This is a genomic window from Streptomyces sp. DvalAA-43, from assembly GCF_900091725.1.
Classification (GTDB): Bacteria; Actinomycetota; Actinomycetes; order Streptomycetales; family Streptomycetaceae; genus Streptomyces; species Streptomyces pulveraceus.
Genome location: NZ_FMBW01000030.1, coordinates 158,691 through 174,486, shown reverse-complemented (window position 1 = coordinate 174,486; position 15,796 = coordinate 158,691). Strand labels below are relative to the sequence as shown.

At 71.8% G+C, this 15,796-nt stretch carries 13 protein-coding genes; 9 read left to right on the top strand and 4 right to left on the bottom strand.

The features are described 5' to 3' along the window. Positions 1-83: 83 nt before the first annotated feature. From GA0115234_RS06770 to GA0115234_RS06760, 3 genes are all read right to left on the bottom strand, one after another. Complete coding sequence (locus tag GA0115234_RS06770; RefSeq protein ID WP_093539932.1) at positions 84-935, bottom strand: DMT family transporter; 852 nt, start codon at positions 933-935, stop codon at positions 84-86. Beyond that, on the bottom strand, positions 932-1,432 hold the full coding sequence (locus GA0115234_RS06765; protein ID WP_093540149.1) for a YbaK/EbsC family protein: 501 nt from the start codon (positions 1,430-1,432) through the stop codon (positions 932-934). The genes GA0115234_RS06770 and GA0115234_RS06765 overlap by 4 nt, the downstream gene beginning before the upstream one ends. Before the next feature lie 62 nt (positions 1,433-1,494). Next, entirely contained in the window at positions 1,495-3,132 is a 1,638-nt protein-coding gene (locus tag GA0115234_RS06760; RefSeq protein WP_093539931.1) for a penicillin-binding transpeptidase domain-containing protein, read from the bottom strand. Between the two features lie 220 nt (positions 3,133-3,352). Between GA0115234_RS06760 and GA0115234_RS06755 the strand changes: the two genes are divergently transcribed. Beyond that, entirely contained in the window at positions 3,353-3,556 is a 204-nt protein-coding gene (locus GA0115234_RS06755; protein ID WP_093539930.1) for a hypothetical protein, read from the top strand. Positions 3,557-3,634: 78 nt separating this feature from the next. Here GA0115234_RS06755 and GA0115234_RS06750 read toward each other — a convergent pair whose 3' ends face one another. Continuing rightward, entirely contained in the window at positions 3,635-5,401 is a 1,767-nt protein-coding gene (locus GA0115234_RS06750) for a dolichyl-phosphate-mannose--protein mannosyltransferase (protein WP_093539929.1), read from the bottom strand. 61 nt (positions 5,402-5,462) lie between these two features. On the opposite strand from GA0115234_RS06750, the gene rsmI reads away from it, so the two are divergent. The 8 genes from rsmI (at position 5,463) to GA0115234_RS06710 (ending at position 15,679) form a co-directional block, all read left to right on the top strand. Continuing rightward, positions 5,463-6,350 (top strand): 16S rRNA (cytidine(1402)-2'-O)-methyltransferase, encoded by an 888-nt coding sequence (gene rsmI, locus GA0115234_RS06745; RefSeq protein WP_093539928.1) that lies wholly within the window; start codon positions 5,463-5,465, stop codon positions 6,348-6,350. Positions 6,351-6,521: 171 nt separating this feature from the next. After that, positions 6,522-6,905 carry a hypothetical protein gene (locus GA0115234_RS06740; protein ID WP_093539927.1) on the top strand — a complete coding sequence of 128 codons (384 nt, stop codon included), beginning with the start codon at positions 6,522-6,524 and terminating at the stop codon, positions 6,903-6,905. Between the two features lie 56 nt (positions 6,906-6,961). Then, positions 6,962-7,828, top strand: a complete 867-nt coding sequence (locus GA0115234_RS06735; RefSeq protein ID WP_093539926.1) for a TatD family hydrolase — start codon at positions 6,962-6,964, stop codon at positions 7,826-7,828. Positions 7,829-7,908: 80 nt separating this feature from the next. Then, complete coding sequence (gene rsmA / locus GA0115234_RS06730) at positions 7,909-8,856, top strand: 16S rRNA (adenine(1518)-N(6)/adenine(1519)-N(6))-dimethyltransferase RsmA (RefSeq protein ID WP_093539925.1); 948 nt, start codon at positions 7,909-7,911, stop codon at positions 8,854-8,856. Next, on the top strand, positions 8,853-9,746 hold the full coding sequence (locus tag GA0115234_RS06725) for a 4-(cytidine 5'-diphospho)-2-C-methyl-D-erythritol kinase (protein ID WP_093539924.1): 894 nt from the start codon (positions 8,853-8,855) through the stop codon (positions 9,744-9,746). Before rsmA ends, GA0115234_RS06725 begins: the two co-directional genes overlap by 4 nt. A gap of 100 nt (positions 9,747-9,846) precedes the next feature. Then, positions 9,847-11,664 carry an ABC-F family ATP-binding cassette domain-containing protein gene (locus tag GA0115234_RS06720; RefSeq protein ID WP_093539923.1) on the top strand — a complete coding sequence of 606 codons (1,818 nt, stop codon included), beginning with the start codon at positions 9,847-9,849 and terminating at the stop codon, positions 11,662-11,664. Positions 11,665-11,826: 162 nt separating this feature from the next. Beyond that, positions 11,827-13,581 carry an outer membrane protein assembly factor BamB family protein gene (locus GA0115234_RS06715; RefSeq protein ID WP_093540148.1) on the top strand — a complete coding sequence of 585 codons (1,755 nt, stop codon included), beginning with the start codon at positions 11,827-11,829 and terminating at the stop codon, positions 13,579-13,581. 241 nt (positions 13,582-13,822) lie between these two features. After that, positions 13,823-15,679 (top strand): outer membrane protein assembly factor BamB family protein, encoded by a 1,857-nt coding sequence (locus tag GA0115234_RS06710; protein WP_093540147.1) that lies wholly within the window; start codon positions 13,823-13,825, stop codon positions 15,677-15,679. The last annotated feature ends 117 nt before the right edge of the window (positions 15,680-15,796 follow it).

Sequence of the window (15,796 nt, the reverse complement as noted above, 5' to 3'; positions counted from 1 at the left end):
CCGCCGAACCAGGCCCCTGAACCCGCTCCCTGCACCTGCCCCTGAACCCGCTTCCTGCACCTGCCCCCCCGCACCCGCCCCGCTCACCCCGTGTGCAGCATCAGGCCGATGCCGACGACCATCAGCCCGGCCGCCGCGATGCGTGGTGCGCCGAATCGTTCCTTGAAGAGGAGCGTTCCGATGGCCGCGCCGACGATGATGGAGGACTCGCGCAGGGCCGCGATCGGGGCCAGTGCCGCCCGGGTCTGGGCCCACAGGACGAGGGCGTACGCCGTCACCGACAGGGCCGCGCCCAGCAGTCCGCGTACGGCGAACGGGCGCAGGGCGGGCAGGAGTTCGGCGCGGCGGCGGTGGAGCGCGTAGACCGGGATGGCCAGGCCCTCCAGGATCATCAGCCAGGCGATGTAGCCGAGCGGGGTGCCGGAGGCGCGTACGCCGACGCCGTCCACCGTGGTGTATCCGGCGATGGCCAGTCCGGTCGCGAGGGCGGCCAGCAGGGCGGGCCAGTCGGGGCGGCGACCGCTGCCCCGGATGCCCCAGAGGGCCAGTCCGACCAGCCCCGCCGAGGCCACCGCGACCCCGGCGGTGGCCCAGCCGTCCGGGTGCTCGCCGACGAAGACCGCGGCGAGGACCGTCACCACCAGCGGGGCCGTGCCCCGGGCGATCGGGTACATCTGCCCGAAGTCGCCCAGGGTGAACGAGCGCATCAGCAGCAGCATGTACGCCACATGGAGCCCGGCCGAGACCAGCAGATACGGCCAGGCCCCGGCGGCCGGGAACGGTACGAACAGGGCGGCGGCCGCGCCGATCAGCAGACCGCCGCCGGAGATCAGGGTGAAGGAGAGGAGCTGGTCCTTGATCGCGTGCGCGATGGCGTTCCAGCTGGCGTGGGTGACCGCCGCGATCAGGACCGCGCACGCGACCAGCGGCGTCACTTCGCGTGCTCGCGCACGTCCACCACGGTGCCGCCGGCGTGTCCGATCAACGAGGCGGGGTCGAGCGGGAAGACGGTGTGCGGGGTGCCCGCCGCCGCCCACACCACGGCGTGGTCCAGCAGCCCGCGGTCGGCCAGCACCCGGGTCTTCGTGCGGTGCCCGAAGGGCGGCACGCCGCCGATGGCGTACCCGGTCGTCTCCCGGACCAGCTCGGCCCCGGCCCGCTTGACCTTCGCGGCGCCCAGCTCCGCGCGTACCCGCTCCACGTCGACCCGCGAGGAGCCGTCCATCAGGACCAGCACGGGGGACCCGTCCGCCTCGAAGATCAGCGACTTGACGATCTCGCTCAGCTCGCAGCCGATCGCGGCGGCGGCCTCGGCGGCGGTACGGGTGGCCTCGGGGAAGCGGCGGACCTCGACGTCGAGGCCCAGCTCCCGCAGGGCCTCGGCGAATCGGGGGTGGGCCTCGGCGGCGGCGGTGGCATCGGAAGTGCTCATGCCCCGCACGCTAGCGAACGGCGTGCGGGGCATGCGACGGGGTTCCGTACGGCGTCCGGTGTTCAGGACCCCGCGCGGAGCACGGCGGCGACCACCGGGCCCGCCGCGTCGCCGCCGTGGCCGCCGGCCTGCACGACCGCGGCGGCCGCCAGGTCGTTGTTGAAGCCGGTGAACCAGCTGTTGGACGTGGCCTGGCCGTCCACCTCCGCCGAGCCCGTCTTGGCGCCCTTGTCGCCGACGACCGAGGCCATCGCCGCCCTGCCGGTGCCCCAACTGGCGGTCTGCCGCATCATGCCGGTGAGCTGCTGGGAGACGGAGGCGGGCAGGGAACGCGCGGCGGTGGCGATCGGGCGGCCGTCCAGCTCCGGGGACACGATGATCGGCTGGCGGAAGGTGCCGGTCCGGGCGGTGGCGGTGATGGAGGCCATGTTGAGGGCGTTCATCTGGACCGTGCCCTGGCCGATGTACTGCGCGGCGGCCTCGCCCTGGGTCTCCTCGGGCACCTTGCCGTCGAAGGTGACGACGCCGGTCTGCCAGTCCAGGCCGATCCCGAAGACGTCACGGGCCTCCCTGGGGAGCGCCGCGTCGTCCTTGGTGTCGTCGATCAGCTTGATGAAGGCCGTGTTGCAGGACCGGGCGAAGCTGGTCGTCAGGGTGCCGTCGCCGATGGAGAACCCGTCCAGGTTCTTGAAGGTGCGGCCGTAGTACGTCGCGGTCGGCGGGCACTCGATCTTCTGGCCGGCCGAGGTGAGGCCCTTCTCGATCAGCATCGCCGCCGTCACGATCTTCATCGTGGAACCGGGGGCCTGCGTGCCCTGCATCGCCGCGTTGAAGCCGGTGGCCGGGTTGTTGGCGACCGCGCGGATCGCACCCGTGGACGGCCTGACGGCGACCACCGAGGCCTGGCTGAACTTCTTCACGGCCAGCTCGGCCGCCGCCTGGGCACCGGCGTCCAGGGTGGTCTGCACCTTGCCCGGCCTGCCCTTGGTGAGGGTGAGCAGGGTCTTGCCGGGGCTGCCCGCGTCCGCGCTCTCGATCCAGGTCTCGATGCCCGCGGTGCCGCCGGCCTTCTCGCCGTACTTCTGGCGCAGCGTGTCCAGGATCGAACCCAGCGACGGGTACTTCTCCTTGGTGAGGATCTTGCCGTTGTGGTCGACGGCCTCGATCGAGGGGGCCGACGCCTCGCCCGTCTTGAGCGAGGCGCCGTCCTTCAGCTCCGGATGGATCACGGCGGGGGACCAGTCCACCAGCGGCCTGCCGGTGGTCTTCCCGCGGACCACGGTCAGCTCGGAGGAGTACGACCAGGGCTTGGACTTCCCCTTGAAGGAGACGGTCGCGTTCACCGTGTACGGCACCTTCGGGCCCACCGCGGGGCCCGGGGTGATCACCGCCTTGGTGACATGGGCGCTCTCGCGGTAGCCGGTGAGGGCCGGGCCTGCCTCGGCCGCGTTGTTGGTGAGCTGGGACGCGGTGTCCGGGTCGCCGCTCGCCCAGGCCTTGAGGAACTTCTTCGACGCGTCGTCGATCTCCGCCTTGGTGACCGGGCCCGTCTTCACCTCGGCGGAGGTGGACGTGGTGTCCGTACCCCCGCCCCCGCCGCCGCTCAGCCCGTCCAGGATGTTGTACGCCCCGTACCCCACCCCGCCGACCACGACCGCGAACACCCCGCCGACTATCGCTACCTTCGCTCCACTGCGCATACCTGCAGTCCCCCTCCCCAGGAGTTCCTTGTTGAACGCGTTCAACAAGATGCTGCTGGGCACCCTACGGGATGGCGGGGAAGGCCGGGGCGGTCGTTATCGGAACGCGATGCGAGGGGCGCGGGCACAGGGAGTGACCGGAGCGCGGGGCCGGGGCACCCGGGCCGCGATCGGTATGGATGGGGCACGGTCGTAGAGCAGCGGTGGGCATACTGACCGCATGACCGCACAGCCACGCGTCGGCTCCGTCTGGGCCCTTCGCTTCCCGGACGCTCCGCGGCACGACCACTGCTTCCGGGTGACCGGGGTGTTCGTCGTCGGCGAGGTCACCTACGTCGAGACCGAGGATCTCGACGGAAGAGGGGGACTTGGCAGAGGACGGCTTGAGGACGTCCTTGAGTTCGCGGAGCCCGTCGGCGGCTGAGCGCCTTCACGTCGCCGACAGGTGACCACCACCGAGGGGCCGCAGTCGACGACTACGGCCCCTCGATGGCTTCATCCGTCAGATCCACGTGTCCAGCCACATCCGGTCCCGCCACGACCCGTCCGGGATCGGGGTGCCCGTGTAGATCGGCCAGAAGTAGATGAAGTTCCAGATGATCAGCAGGACCAGGACACCCGCCGCGATCGCGCCCAGTGTCCGTCTGCGCTCCCCCGAGGGATCACCGGTCATCAGGCCCAGCTCCCGTTTCGTCCCCGTCCCGGCCGCCGGGCCCAGCAGCGCGCCGATCATCATCGTCACCGCCAGACACAGGAACGGCACGAACACGACCGCGTAGAAGAGGAAGATCGTCCGCTCCTGGTAGAGGAACCAGGGCAGCCAGCCCGCCGCCACACCGCAGGCGATCGCGCCCGCCCGCCAGTCGCGCCGGAAGAACCACCGCCACAGCACGTACACCAGGGCGAAGCACGCCGCCCACCACAGCAGCGGCGTCCCGATCGCCAGCACCTCGCGCGAGCACTTGCCGGTCTCCGACGCCGCGCAGCCCGACTGCTCCTCCCAGAAGTACGAGACGGGCCGGCCGAGCACGATCCAGCTCCATGGATTGGACTGGTAGGTGTGGCCGGACGTCAGGTTCACATGGAACTCGTAGACCTGGTACTCGTAATGCCACAGGCTGCGCAGCCAGTCCGGCAGCCAGGTCCAGCTGCCGCCCCGGCCGTCGGTCTGCGCCCAGTCGCGGTAGTAGCCCTTGCCGGTGACGATCCATCCGGTCCAGGAGACGAGGTACGTCGCGAGCGCGACCGGCACCGTCGAGACGAACGCCGGCAGCAGATCCCGCTTCAGCACCGCCAGGTAGGGGCGGACCGCACCCGCCGTCCGCCGGGCACCCACGTCCCACAGCACCGTCATCAGGCCGAAGCCGACCATGATGTACAGGCCGTTCCACTTGGTGGCGAAGGCCAGCCCCAGCATCAGCCCCGCGGTGATCCGCCACGGACGCCAGCCCAGCCGCAGCCGGTCCGCGATCTCCGCGTCCGGGCGCAGCACCCCCTCCTCGTCGACCGGCAGCGCCGCGGCGAGCCTGCGCCGCGCCCAGTCGCGGTCGATCAGCAGCGCGCCGAACGCCGCCAGCACGAAGAACATCAGCACCAGGTCGAGCAGCGCGGTACGGCTCATCACGAAATGCAGACCGTCGACGGCGAGCAGGGTGCCCGCCAGACAGCCCAGGAACGTCGAGCGGAACAGCCGCCGGCCGATCCGGCACAGCATCAGCACCGACAGCGTGCCGAGCACCGCCACCATGAACCGCCAGCCGAACGGCGTGAGCCCGAAGAAGTGCTCACCGAGCCCGATGACCCACTTGCCGACCGGCGGGTGCACCACATAGCCCGGGTCCACCGGGACGTGCACCTTCGAGGGGTCCGCGAGGATCAGCTTGTCGATGTCCTTGGGCCAGTCGCCCTCGTACCCCTGGTTGATCAGCGCCCAGGAGTCCTTGGCGTAGTACGTCTCATCGAATATCAGCGCGTGCGGGCTGCCCAGCTTCCAGAACCGCAGCACCCCGGCGACCAGCGCCACCAGCAGCGGACCGCCCCACGCCGACCACCGCACCAGGCGCCCGGCCAGCGGCGGGGAGACCCCGAGCACCGCCCACAGCTGGGCGCCGGGCCGGGTGTACGGCGGGACCAGCCGCTCGCGCAGCCCGGTCCCGGGCCGGGGCGCATGGCCGAAGCGGCGCAGCCGCTGCTGCCAGGAGGCCGGTTCTTCGCCGTGCGGTTCCCCGGCGTCTTGGCCCTGTCGGGCTTCGGGCGCAGTACTCGTCACCGCGCCATCGTAGGGAACGCCGCTGTGCGAGTGCTGTCGCCCGTGCTGGGAGGATGGTTCCGTGACTGGAACGACTGGAACGCTGGTACTCGCGGGAACCCCCATCGGCGACGTGGCGGACGCCCCGCCACGCCTCGCCGCAGAGCTGGAGACGGCGGACATCGTCGCCGCCGAGGACACCCGGCGGCTGCGCCGCCTCACCCAGGCGCTCGGGATCCACACCACGGGGCGGGTCGTCTCCTACTTCGAGGGCAACGAGTCGGCCCGTACGCCCGAACTGGTCGAGGCGCTGACCGGCGGCGCCCGCGTCCTGCTGGTCACGGACGCGGGGATGCCGTCCGTCTCCGACCCCGGCTACCGGCTCGTGGCCGCCGCCGTGGAGCAGGACATCAAGGTCACCGCCGTCCCCGGACCGTCCGCCGTGCTGACCGCGCTCGCCCTGTCCGCGCTGCCCGTCGACCGCTTCTGCTTCGAGGGCTTCCTGCCCCGCAAGGCGGGCGAACGGCTCGGCCGGCTGCGCGAGGTCGCCGACGAGCGCCGCACCATGGTCTTCTTCGAGGCCCCCCACCGGCTCGACGACACCCTCGCCGCGATGGCCGAGGTCTTCGGCGACGGACGCCGGGCCGCCGTGTGCCGGGAACTGACCAAGACGTACGAGGAAGTGAAGCGCGGCCCGCTGGGCGAGCTGGCCGTCTGGGCGGCCGAAGGGGTGCGCGGCGAGATCACCGTCGTCGTCGAGGGCGCGGCCGACTCCGGACCCGAGGAACTGGACGCCGAGGAGCTGGTGCGCCGGGTGCGGGTGCGCGAGGAGGCGGGGGAGCGGCGCAAGGAGGCGATCGCCGCCGTCGCCGCGGCCGCGGGGCTGCCCAAGCGCGAGGTGTTCGACGCGGTCGTGGCGGCAAAGAATGCGGCGCGAACCGTCCCTGCGGAAGGCAAAGGACTATCGTGAAAAGCAAAGCGAGAGCCGCGTATCGGGCCTTTCTGCCACGACCGGGCCAAAAGCGCTCCAACAGTCGACAGGGCCCGGTGCGCTGCTGCCGGTAGAGGCGTCCACTGGTTCCAGGACGCAACCTCCGGAGCGCTTGTCCGGAGTGCCTGTCCGACGGACAAAGGAGCGGGCATGAGCGAGATCGCAGCAACCACCGCACACGAGGCGTATGCCTTCGCCTGCATGAGGTGCGGACATGGCTGGGAACAAGCCTTTGAGATAGAGCACCACGTCGACGGATCCAACAACGCTTTCGTCATATACAAGGCGGATGGGGAGCGTGTCCCCTCGCCCCTTTCCAGGCCCAGTTGCTCCAACTGCGGCGGACACGTGGTCCGGATCATGCGGGCCGGGCGGGTCTCGACCGTTCAGCAACTCCTCCACAACCCCCAGCCGGCCAGGCCGGCCATCGAGGACAGCGACGCCCGGGAGGGCGAGGCCGTGGCTGCCGTACCCGCGGGCGCGGGGCACCACTGGCACCTGTCCGATCTGCTGCACCCCTTCCACCGGAAGTAGCCCCCCGGCTCCACCGAGGGCGGGGGCCATCGGCGTGTCCTCGTACGATCGTCTCCATGAGCCGTACCGAAGCCCCGCCGCTGCCCGAACCCCTCCGGGTACCGGTCGCCGATTCGCACACCCACCTGGACATGCAGGACGCGACCGTCGAGGAGGGCCTGGCCAGGGCCGCGGCGGTCAATGTGACCACCGTGATCCAGGTGGGGTGCGATGTCGCCGGCTCGCGCTGGGCCGCCGAGACCGCCGCCGCGCACGCCGGTGTGTACGCGGCGGTCGCGCTGCACCCCAACGAGGCGCCGCGCCTCGTCCTCGGCGACCCCGAAGGCACCTCGCGCCAGGGAGCGCGGGAGCCGGGCGGACCGGCGGCGCTGCACGAGGCCCTCGCGGAGATCGACGCACTGGCCGCGCTCGACCACGTACGCGGGGTCGGTGAGACCGGGCTCGACTACTTCCGCACCGGGCCCGAGGGCGTGGCCGCCCAGGAGGAGTCCTTCCGGGCCCATATCGAGATCGCCAAACGGCACGGCAAGGCGCTGGTCATCCACGACCGCGAGGCGCACGCGGACGTGCTGCGCGTCCTCGCCGACGCGGGCGCCCCGGACCGTACCGTGTTCCACTGCTACTCCGGCGACGCCGAGATGGCCCGGATCTGCGCGGACGCCGGGTACTTCATGTCCTTCGCGGGCAATGTCACCTTCAAGAACGCCCAGCCGCTGCGGGACGCCCTGGCCGTCGCGCCGACGGAGCTGGTCCTGGTCGAGACGGACGCCCCGTTCCTGACGCCCGCCCCCTACCGGGGCCGGCCCAACGCGCCCTACCTCATCCCGGTCACGCTCCGTGCGATGGCCGAGGTGAAGGGGGCCGACGAGGACACCCTGGCGGCGGCGATCGCGGACAACACGGCACGGGCCTTCGACTACTGAGCGGCTGCCGAGTGCGTGCCGGGCGGCTGCTGAGCGGCCGGGCGGCGGGTGCGAACCGTAAGGCGCCTTACGCTTTACAGGTGAGCACCACAGAGCCCGATGCCCTCCTGGGCCCCGCAGACATCCGCGAGCTGGCCGCCGCACTGGGCGTACGCCCGACCAAGCAGCGCGGCCAGAACTTCGTCATCGACGCCAATACGGTCCGCCGGATCGTACGGACGGCGGAGGTCCGCCCGGACGACGTCGTCGTCGAGGTCGGCCCCGGGCTCGGCTCGCTGACCCTGGCGCTGCTGGAGGCGGCGGACCGGGTCGTCGCCGTCGAGATCGACGACGTACTGGCGGCCGCGCTGCCCGCCACCGTCGCCGCCCGGATGCCGGGGCGCGCCGACCGGTTCGCCCTGGTCCACTCCGACGCGATGCTGGTCCGGGAGCTGCCCGGCCCGGCGCCCACCGCGCTGGTCGCGAACCTCCCGTACAACGTCGCCGTGCCGGTCCTGCTGACGATGCTGGAGCGCTTCCCGTCCATCGAGCGCACCCTCGTCATGGTCCAGGCCGAGGTCGCCGACCGGCTGGCCGCCCGGCCGGGCAACAAGGTCTACGGCGTGCCGTCCGTGAAGGCCAACTGGTACGCGGACGTCAAGCGGGCCGGCTCCATCGGCCGCAACGTCTTCTGGCCCGCCCCGAACGTCGACTCCGGACTGGTCTCCCTGGTCCGGCGCACCGAGCCGATCGCGACGAGCGCCGACCGCACCGAGGTCTTCGCGGTCGTCGACGCGGCCTTCGCCCAGCGCCGCAAGACGCTGCGGGCGGCCCTGGCCGGCTGGGCGGGCTCCGCCCCCGCCGCCGAGGCGGCCCTGGTCGCGGCCGGGATCTCGCCGCAGGCCCGCGGCGAATCGCTGACGGTCGAGGAATTCGCCGCCATCGCCGAGCACAAGCCCTCCGGGGCCACGGGGAATCCCCCTTCCAGGGCCACCACGAACCAGCCCTCCGGGGACACCGGGAACGAGCCCTCAGGGAGTGGCGAGTGAGCGTCACCGTCCGCGTACCCGCCAAGGTCAACGTCCAGCTCGCGGTCGGTGCCCCGCGCCCCGACGGCTTCCACGACCTGGCCAATGTCTTCCTCGCCGTCGGCCTGTACGACGAGGTCACCGCCACCCCCGCCGACGAGCTGCGGATCACCTGCTCGGGCCCGGACGCAGCCCAGGTCCCGCTGGACGCGACGAACCTCGCCGCCCGCGCCGCGCTCGCCCTGGCCGAGCGCCACGGCATCGCACCCGATGTGCACCTCCACATCGCCAAGGACATCCCCGTCGCGGGCGGCATGGCGGGCGGCAGCGCCGACGGGGCCGCCGCGCTGCTGGCCTGCGACGCCCTCTGGTCCACCGGCGCCACCCGGGACGAGCTCCTCGCCATCTGCGCCGAGCTGGGCAGCGACGTCCCGTTCAGCCTGGTCGGCGGCGCGGCCCTCGGCACCGGACGCGGTGAGCGGCTGACCCCGGTCGAGGTCGGCTCCACCTTCCACTGGGTCTTCGCGGTCGCCGACGGCGGGCTCTCCACCCCGGCCGTCTACGCCGAGTTCGACCGGCTCACGGCGGACACCGACGTCCCGGCCCCCGAAGCCTCCCCGGCGCTCCTCGACGCCCTGCGCACCGGCGACCCCACCGCACTCGCCGGGGCCCTCTCCAACGACCTCCAGCCCGCCGCGCTCTCCCTGCGCCCCTCGCTCGCCGACACCCTCGCCGCGGGCACCGCCGCCGGGGCCCTGGCGGCCCTGGTCTCGGGCTCCGGGCCGACCACCGCGTTCCTGGTGGCGGACGCGGAGGCGGCCCAGAAGGTGGCCGAGGCCCTGCTCACCTCGGGCACCTGCCGCAACACACGCACCGCGGTCTCCCCGGCACCGGGGGCGACCGTCCGCTGAACGCCTGCCGCCGTCGTGGGGGCGGCGAGGGCGAGCGGACATCGCCCCGCCGCCGCCCCGTACCCTGGGAAGCCGATCCATCCCCCCGGGCAGGAGTGAAATGGCCGTCAATCTGGTCAATGTCGAGCAGGTCAGCAAGGTGTACGGCACCCGTGCCCTGCTCGACGGAGTGTCCCTCGGGGTGTCCGAGGGAGACCGGATCGGTGTCGTGGGCCGCAACGGCGACGGCAAGACGACGCTCATCCGGATGCTCGCCCGGCTGGAGGAGGCGGACAGCGGACGCGTCACCCACAACGGCGGGCTGCGGCTCGGCGTCCTCACCCAGCACGACTCCCTCGACCCGCGGGCGACCATCCGCCACGAGGTGATCGGCGACCTCGCCGACCACGAGTGGGCGGGCAGCGCCAAGATCCGCGACGTCCTCACCGGGCTCTTCGGCGGGCTCGCCCTGCCGGGCTTCGAGCACGGCCTGGACACCGTCATCGCCCCGCTCTCCGGCGGCGAACGGCGCCGGATCGCGCTGGCCAAGCTGCTCATCGCCGAACAGGACCTCATCGTCCTCGACGAGCCCACCAACCACCTCGACGTCGAGGGCATCTCCTGGCTGGCCGGCCATCTGCGCGCCCGCCGCTCCGCACTCGTCTGCGTCACCCACGACCGCTGGTTCCTCGACCAGGTCTGCACCCGGATGTGGGACGTCCAGCGCGGCACGGTCCACGAGTACGAGGGCGGCTACAGCGACTACGTCTTCGCGCGGGCCGAGCGGGAGCGGATCGCCGCGACCGAGGAGTCCAAGCGGCAGAACCTGATGCGCAAGGAGCTGGCCTGGCTGCGCCGCGGTGCCCCCGCCCGCACCTCCAAGCCGCGCTACCGCATCGAGGCGGCCAACGAACTGATCGCCGATGTGCCGCCGCCGCGCGACACCAGCGAGCTGATGAAGTTCGCCAACGCCCGGCTCGGCAAGACCGTCTTCGACCTGGAGGACGTGACCGTCCAGGCCGGTCCCAAGACGCTGCTCACCCACCTCACCTGGCAGCTCGGCCCCGGTGACCGGATCGGCCTGGTCGGGGTCAACGGCGCGGGCAAGACCTCGCTGCTGCGGGCGCTCGCCGAGGCGGCCCGCACCCAGGGCGAAGCGCAGCCCGCCGCCGGGAAGGTCGTCGTCGGCAAGACCGTCAGGCTGGCGTACCTCTCCCAGGAGGTCAGCGAGCTCAACCCGAACCTGCGGGTGCTCGAAGCGGTGCAGCAGGTACGCGACCGGGTCGACCTCGGCAAGGGCCGCGAGATGACCGCGGGCCAGCTCTGCGAGCAGTTCGGCTTCTCGAAGGAGAAGCAGTGGACTCCGGTCGGCGACCTGTCCGGTGGTGAGCGGCGCCGGCTCCAGATCCTGCGGCTGCTGATGGACGAGCCGAACGTCCTCTTCCTCGACGAGCCCACCAACGACCTCGACATCGAGACCCTGACCCAGCTGGAGGACCTCCTCGACGGCTGGCCCGGATCGATGATCGTGATCTCCCACGACCGGTTCTTCATCGAGCGGACCACGGACCGGGTGATGGCGCTGCTCGGCGACCGCACGCTGCGGATGCTGCCGCGCGGGATCGACGAGTACCTGGAGCGCAGGCAGCGGATGGAGGAGGCGGCCACCCCCTCCGCCGCACCCGCGGCGGCCAAGGAGAAGGCCGCACCGGCCGCGACGGTCTCCCCGCAGGCCGCCCGCGCGGCGAAGAAGGAGCTCCAGAAGGTCGAGCGGCAGCTCGACAAGATGTCGACGCGGGAGACCACGCTGCACGCGCAGATCGCGGAGCACGCCACGGACTTCGAGAAGGTGGCCAAGCTCGACGCGGAGCTGCGGGAACTGGTCGCCGAGCGCGACGAGTTGGAGATGCGCTGGCTGGAACTGGCCGAGGACGCCTGATCGCTGCGGTGCGTCAGGTCCGTCGGATCCGTCGGATCCGTCAGGTCTGTCAGGCGCGCCAGGCGCGTCAGATGTGACCGTTGGGGCTGGTGGGGCGGGTGGTAGAAAGAAGCCTCGCCCGGCGCCGCAGCCGGACCGGTCCGCACGAAGGGGGACGTGCTGATGACCCAGCCGCCCGGCCAGCAACCACCGCAGGGGGGCTTCGGGGCTCCCTACGAGCCGCAGCCGGGTTCGTACGGACCGCCGCCGGCCCAGGCCGCAGGTCCGTACGGCGCTCAGCCGCCGGGGCCCTACGGCCCACCGCCGCAGCCCGGTCCGTACGGTGCTCCCGCTCAGCCCGGCCCGTACAACGCCCCTGCCCAGCCCGGCCCTTACGGCGCGCCCGTTCAGCCGCAGCCCGGTCCGTACGGCCAACCACCGCAGCCTCAGCCGGGCGGTCCGGCGGGCGGCGGCGGTGGCGGCGGGTTCTTCCGGGGCCGGCGCGGGGCGGTCGTCGGGGCCGTGCTCGCCGTGGTGCTGCTGGCGGGCGGGGGCGTCTGGCTGGCCACCGGCGGGGGCGACGGGCCGGAACCCACCGGGAAGTCGAGCGCGGCCCCCGGGCCCGATACGTCCTCCACCGGCAAGCCCAAGGGCAAGGGCAAGGAGAAGGATCCGGGGCCGAGCGACCTGCGCGCGGAGGCCGACGGGATCAACACCTTGCGCGATCCGGGCGAGGCCAAGGTCCTCTGGCTCCAGGAGGGCGGCGTCGACCTGCCCCGTAACGGCGCGAGCGTGTACGGCCCCTGGTTCGTCGGCGACACCGTCGTCAAGGCGATGTTCCACACCGTCACCGGCTACTCGACCGCCGACGGCAGCGAGAAGTGGAGCTTCCGGCTGCCGGGCAAGGTGTGCGGGGCCCCCTCGCAGGCCACCACCGACGGCAGGATCGTCTTCGGGGTCGAGAGCGGCAGCGGCACCGAGGCCGAGTGCAACGCGCTCCAGATGGTCGACCTCACGACCGGCAGGGCCGGCTGGTACAAGACGTACAAGCGGCAGGGCACCTGGGACCTGCTCTCCGATGTCGCGATGGCGACCAACGGCAACACCGTGACCGTCGGGCGCACGACCAGGACGGACGCCTTCCGGATCAGCGACGGCAAGGTGCTCTTCGGTGAACTCCCGGGCAACTGCCAGCCGTTCGGCTTCGCGAGCGGCCCGCTGGGCATCGCCGCCGCCAGCTGCCAGACGGCGGCCGACGACCACAAGGAACAGCTGGTGGAGCGGATCGACCCGGTCGGCGGGAAGGTCCTGTGGAAGTACAAGGTCAAGAAGGGCTGGGAGGTCTCGCAGTTCTACTCCGTCAACCCGCTGGTCGTCTCCCTGAAGAAGAAGGGCGGCTGGGCCATCCTCACGCTCAACCCGGACGGTACGTACCGCTCCCAGCTGGTCGGCGGCAAGGAGAACTACCGGGTGGAGTGCGACACCGAACTCATCACCGGCGGCGGGAACCTCGACAACTGCCTCGGGGTGGCGGCCGACGACCGGACGGTCTACCTGGCGACCGAGGCCACCGAGTCCGACTCCGGCCCCACCAACAAGGTCGTCGCCTTCGACGTTGCCGGCGGCCGGGTCAAGTGGCGGGCCGCGGCTCCGGCCGGGCAGACCATGATGCCGATGCGGGTGGAGGGCGGCAGGCTGCTGCTGTTCGTGGAGTCGTCGTCGAAGAGGGGCGGCGGGATCGCCACCCTCGCACCGACCGGCGGCACACCGAAGCTGCTGCTGCGGCACCCGAACGGAGGGGTGCGGACCGAGCAGACCCTCTTCGAGCCGCGGGTCGCCTATGTGGACGGCCGCTCCCTATTGATGAGTACCAGCATCAGCGGAGTCGAGGACGGGGATGAGAAGCGGGCCAAGTCGATGGAGATGTTCGGCAACTGACACCCAGGCGTAACGGAGGCATCACGGGCCGGTTCTCCCTTGGGAACAGGGGGCGGACCGACCCGGTGCCCGGAATACTGCGGGTGGTACAAAGAAGCCCCGCTCGACTGACGTAACACGCGGGATCCATGCCCGATTCGCTCCTTTCCGGGAAATTCAGGGGGTTTCGGCCCCGTGGTGCTCCGCGGAATCGCGGGGGAGACCGGAACGGGCACCGGACCGCACGAAGGGGGACGTGCTGATGACCCAGCCGCCCAGCCAGCAACCGCCGCAGGGAGGCTTCGGCGCGCCGCAGGATCCGCCGCCGGGAAGTCCTCAGCCGCCCCAGGGCCCGCCGCAGACACCGCCGCCGGGAAGTCCTCAGCCGCCGCAGACACCGCCGCCCGCCCAGCCGGGCTACGGCTATCCGCAGGCCCCCGGCCAGCCCCCGGGCCAGGCCCCCGGCTACGGCTACCCGCAGCAGCCGGGCCAGCAGCCCGGCCCGTACGGTCAGCAGCAGGGCCCCTACGCCCAGCAGCCCGGTCCGTACACCCAGCAGCAGCCCGGCCCCTACGCCCAGCAGCCGGGTCCGTACGGCCAACCGACGCAGCCCGGTTACGGATACCCGCAGCAGCAGTATCCCGGCGCACCGGCCCCCGTCGGTCCGGGCGGTGGCGGTCCCTCCAAGCGCAAGCCCGCGATCATCATCGGCGCCGCGGCCGCCGCGCTCCTGGTGATCGGCGGCGGCATCTACGTCGCCACGAGCGGCGACGACGACAAGAAGCCGGTCGCGAAGGAGAGCGGGGACGCCAAGCCGAGCACCTCGCCCTCCGTCAACGAGGGCAACGGTGACGGCGACGGCGAGGGCCGCGGCTCCGGCGACGACCTCAACGCCGGGCGCAAGTCCGGCGAGGCCAAGGTCCTCTGGCTGCAGAAGAACGACATCGACCTGCCGCGCAACGGCGCCGACGTGTACGGCCCATGGGTGGCCGGCGACACGATCGTCAAGGCCATGTACCGCTCGGTCTCCGGCTACTCCGTGGCCGACGGCAAGCAGAAGTGGACCCTCAAGCTGCCCGCCGACCTGTGCGCGGCGCCCTCGCAGCCCACCACCGACGGCAAGATCGTCCTCGGGGTCAAGAACGGCACCACCGACAAGGCGGACTGCGCGGATCTCCAGATGGTCGACCTCGCCACCGGCAAGGCCGGCTGGAAGAAGCCGATCAAGCAGAACGGCACCTGGGACTTCCTTTCGGACATCTCGCTGGCCATCAGCGGCGACACCGTGACGGTCGGGCGCACCGGCAACTCCAACGCCTACCGGGTCAGCGACGGCAAGGAACTGTTCGGCAAGCCGTCGGGCAACTGCCAGCCGTTCGCCTTCGCCGGCGGGGCCAAGCTCATCGCCGCGTCCAGCTGCCGCACGTCCGACACCGACAACCCGCAGCACCAGCTCCAGGAGCTCGACCCGGTCAGCGGCAAGCCCCGGTGGACGTACCAGCCCAAGCGCGGCTGGGAGATCGACCGGGTCTACTCGGTGAACCCGCTGGTGGTCTCCCTGAAGAAGGACAAGGAGTGGAGCATCCTCGCGCTGAAGCAGAACGGAACCCTCCGCTCGGGCATCGTCAGTGACAAGGGCGACAAGTTCGCCCCCGACTGCGGCAGCGCCTTCGCCATCTTCGGCAAGTCCCTGGAGGGCTGTACCGGGGTCGCCGCCGACGCCAACACCTTCTACATGGCGACCTCGCCCGACTCCAGCGGCACATCCCGTACGAACAAGGTCGTGGCGTTCAACCTGAACACCGGCAAGCCCCGGTGGAAGGCCGCGGCCCCGGCCGGGCGCACGGTGAAGCCGCTGCGCATGGAGGGCGCCGATGTGCTGCTCTACGTGGAGCCCGGCTACGAGAAGGGCGGCGGCATCGCCACCCTCGCACCGACCGGCGGCACCCCGCGGATGCTGCAGCAGCACCCCGCGTCGACGGCCGAGATCGAGAACGACTTCTACAACTCGAAGATCGTCTACGCGGACGGCCGCTGCTTCGTCGCGAGCGGCCGGGTCAGCGCCAGGAACGACAAGGAAGAGCTGGAGACGAAGACCATGATGGCCTTCGGCAACTGACGGCTCACGAGGCCCTTCGACGGCAGCACCCCGGCCGTCAAAGCCCCACGGCTCACTGCCGGCGGCGGCCGGAGCACGACCGACCGCCGCCGGTTCCGTCCCACCGACTCCCTTTCC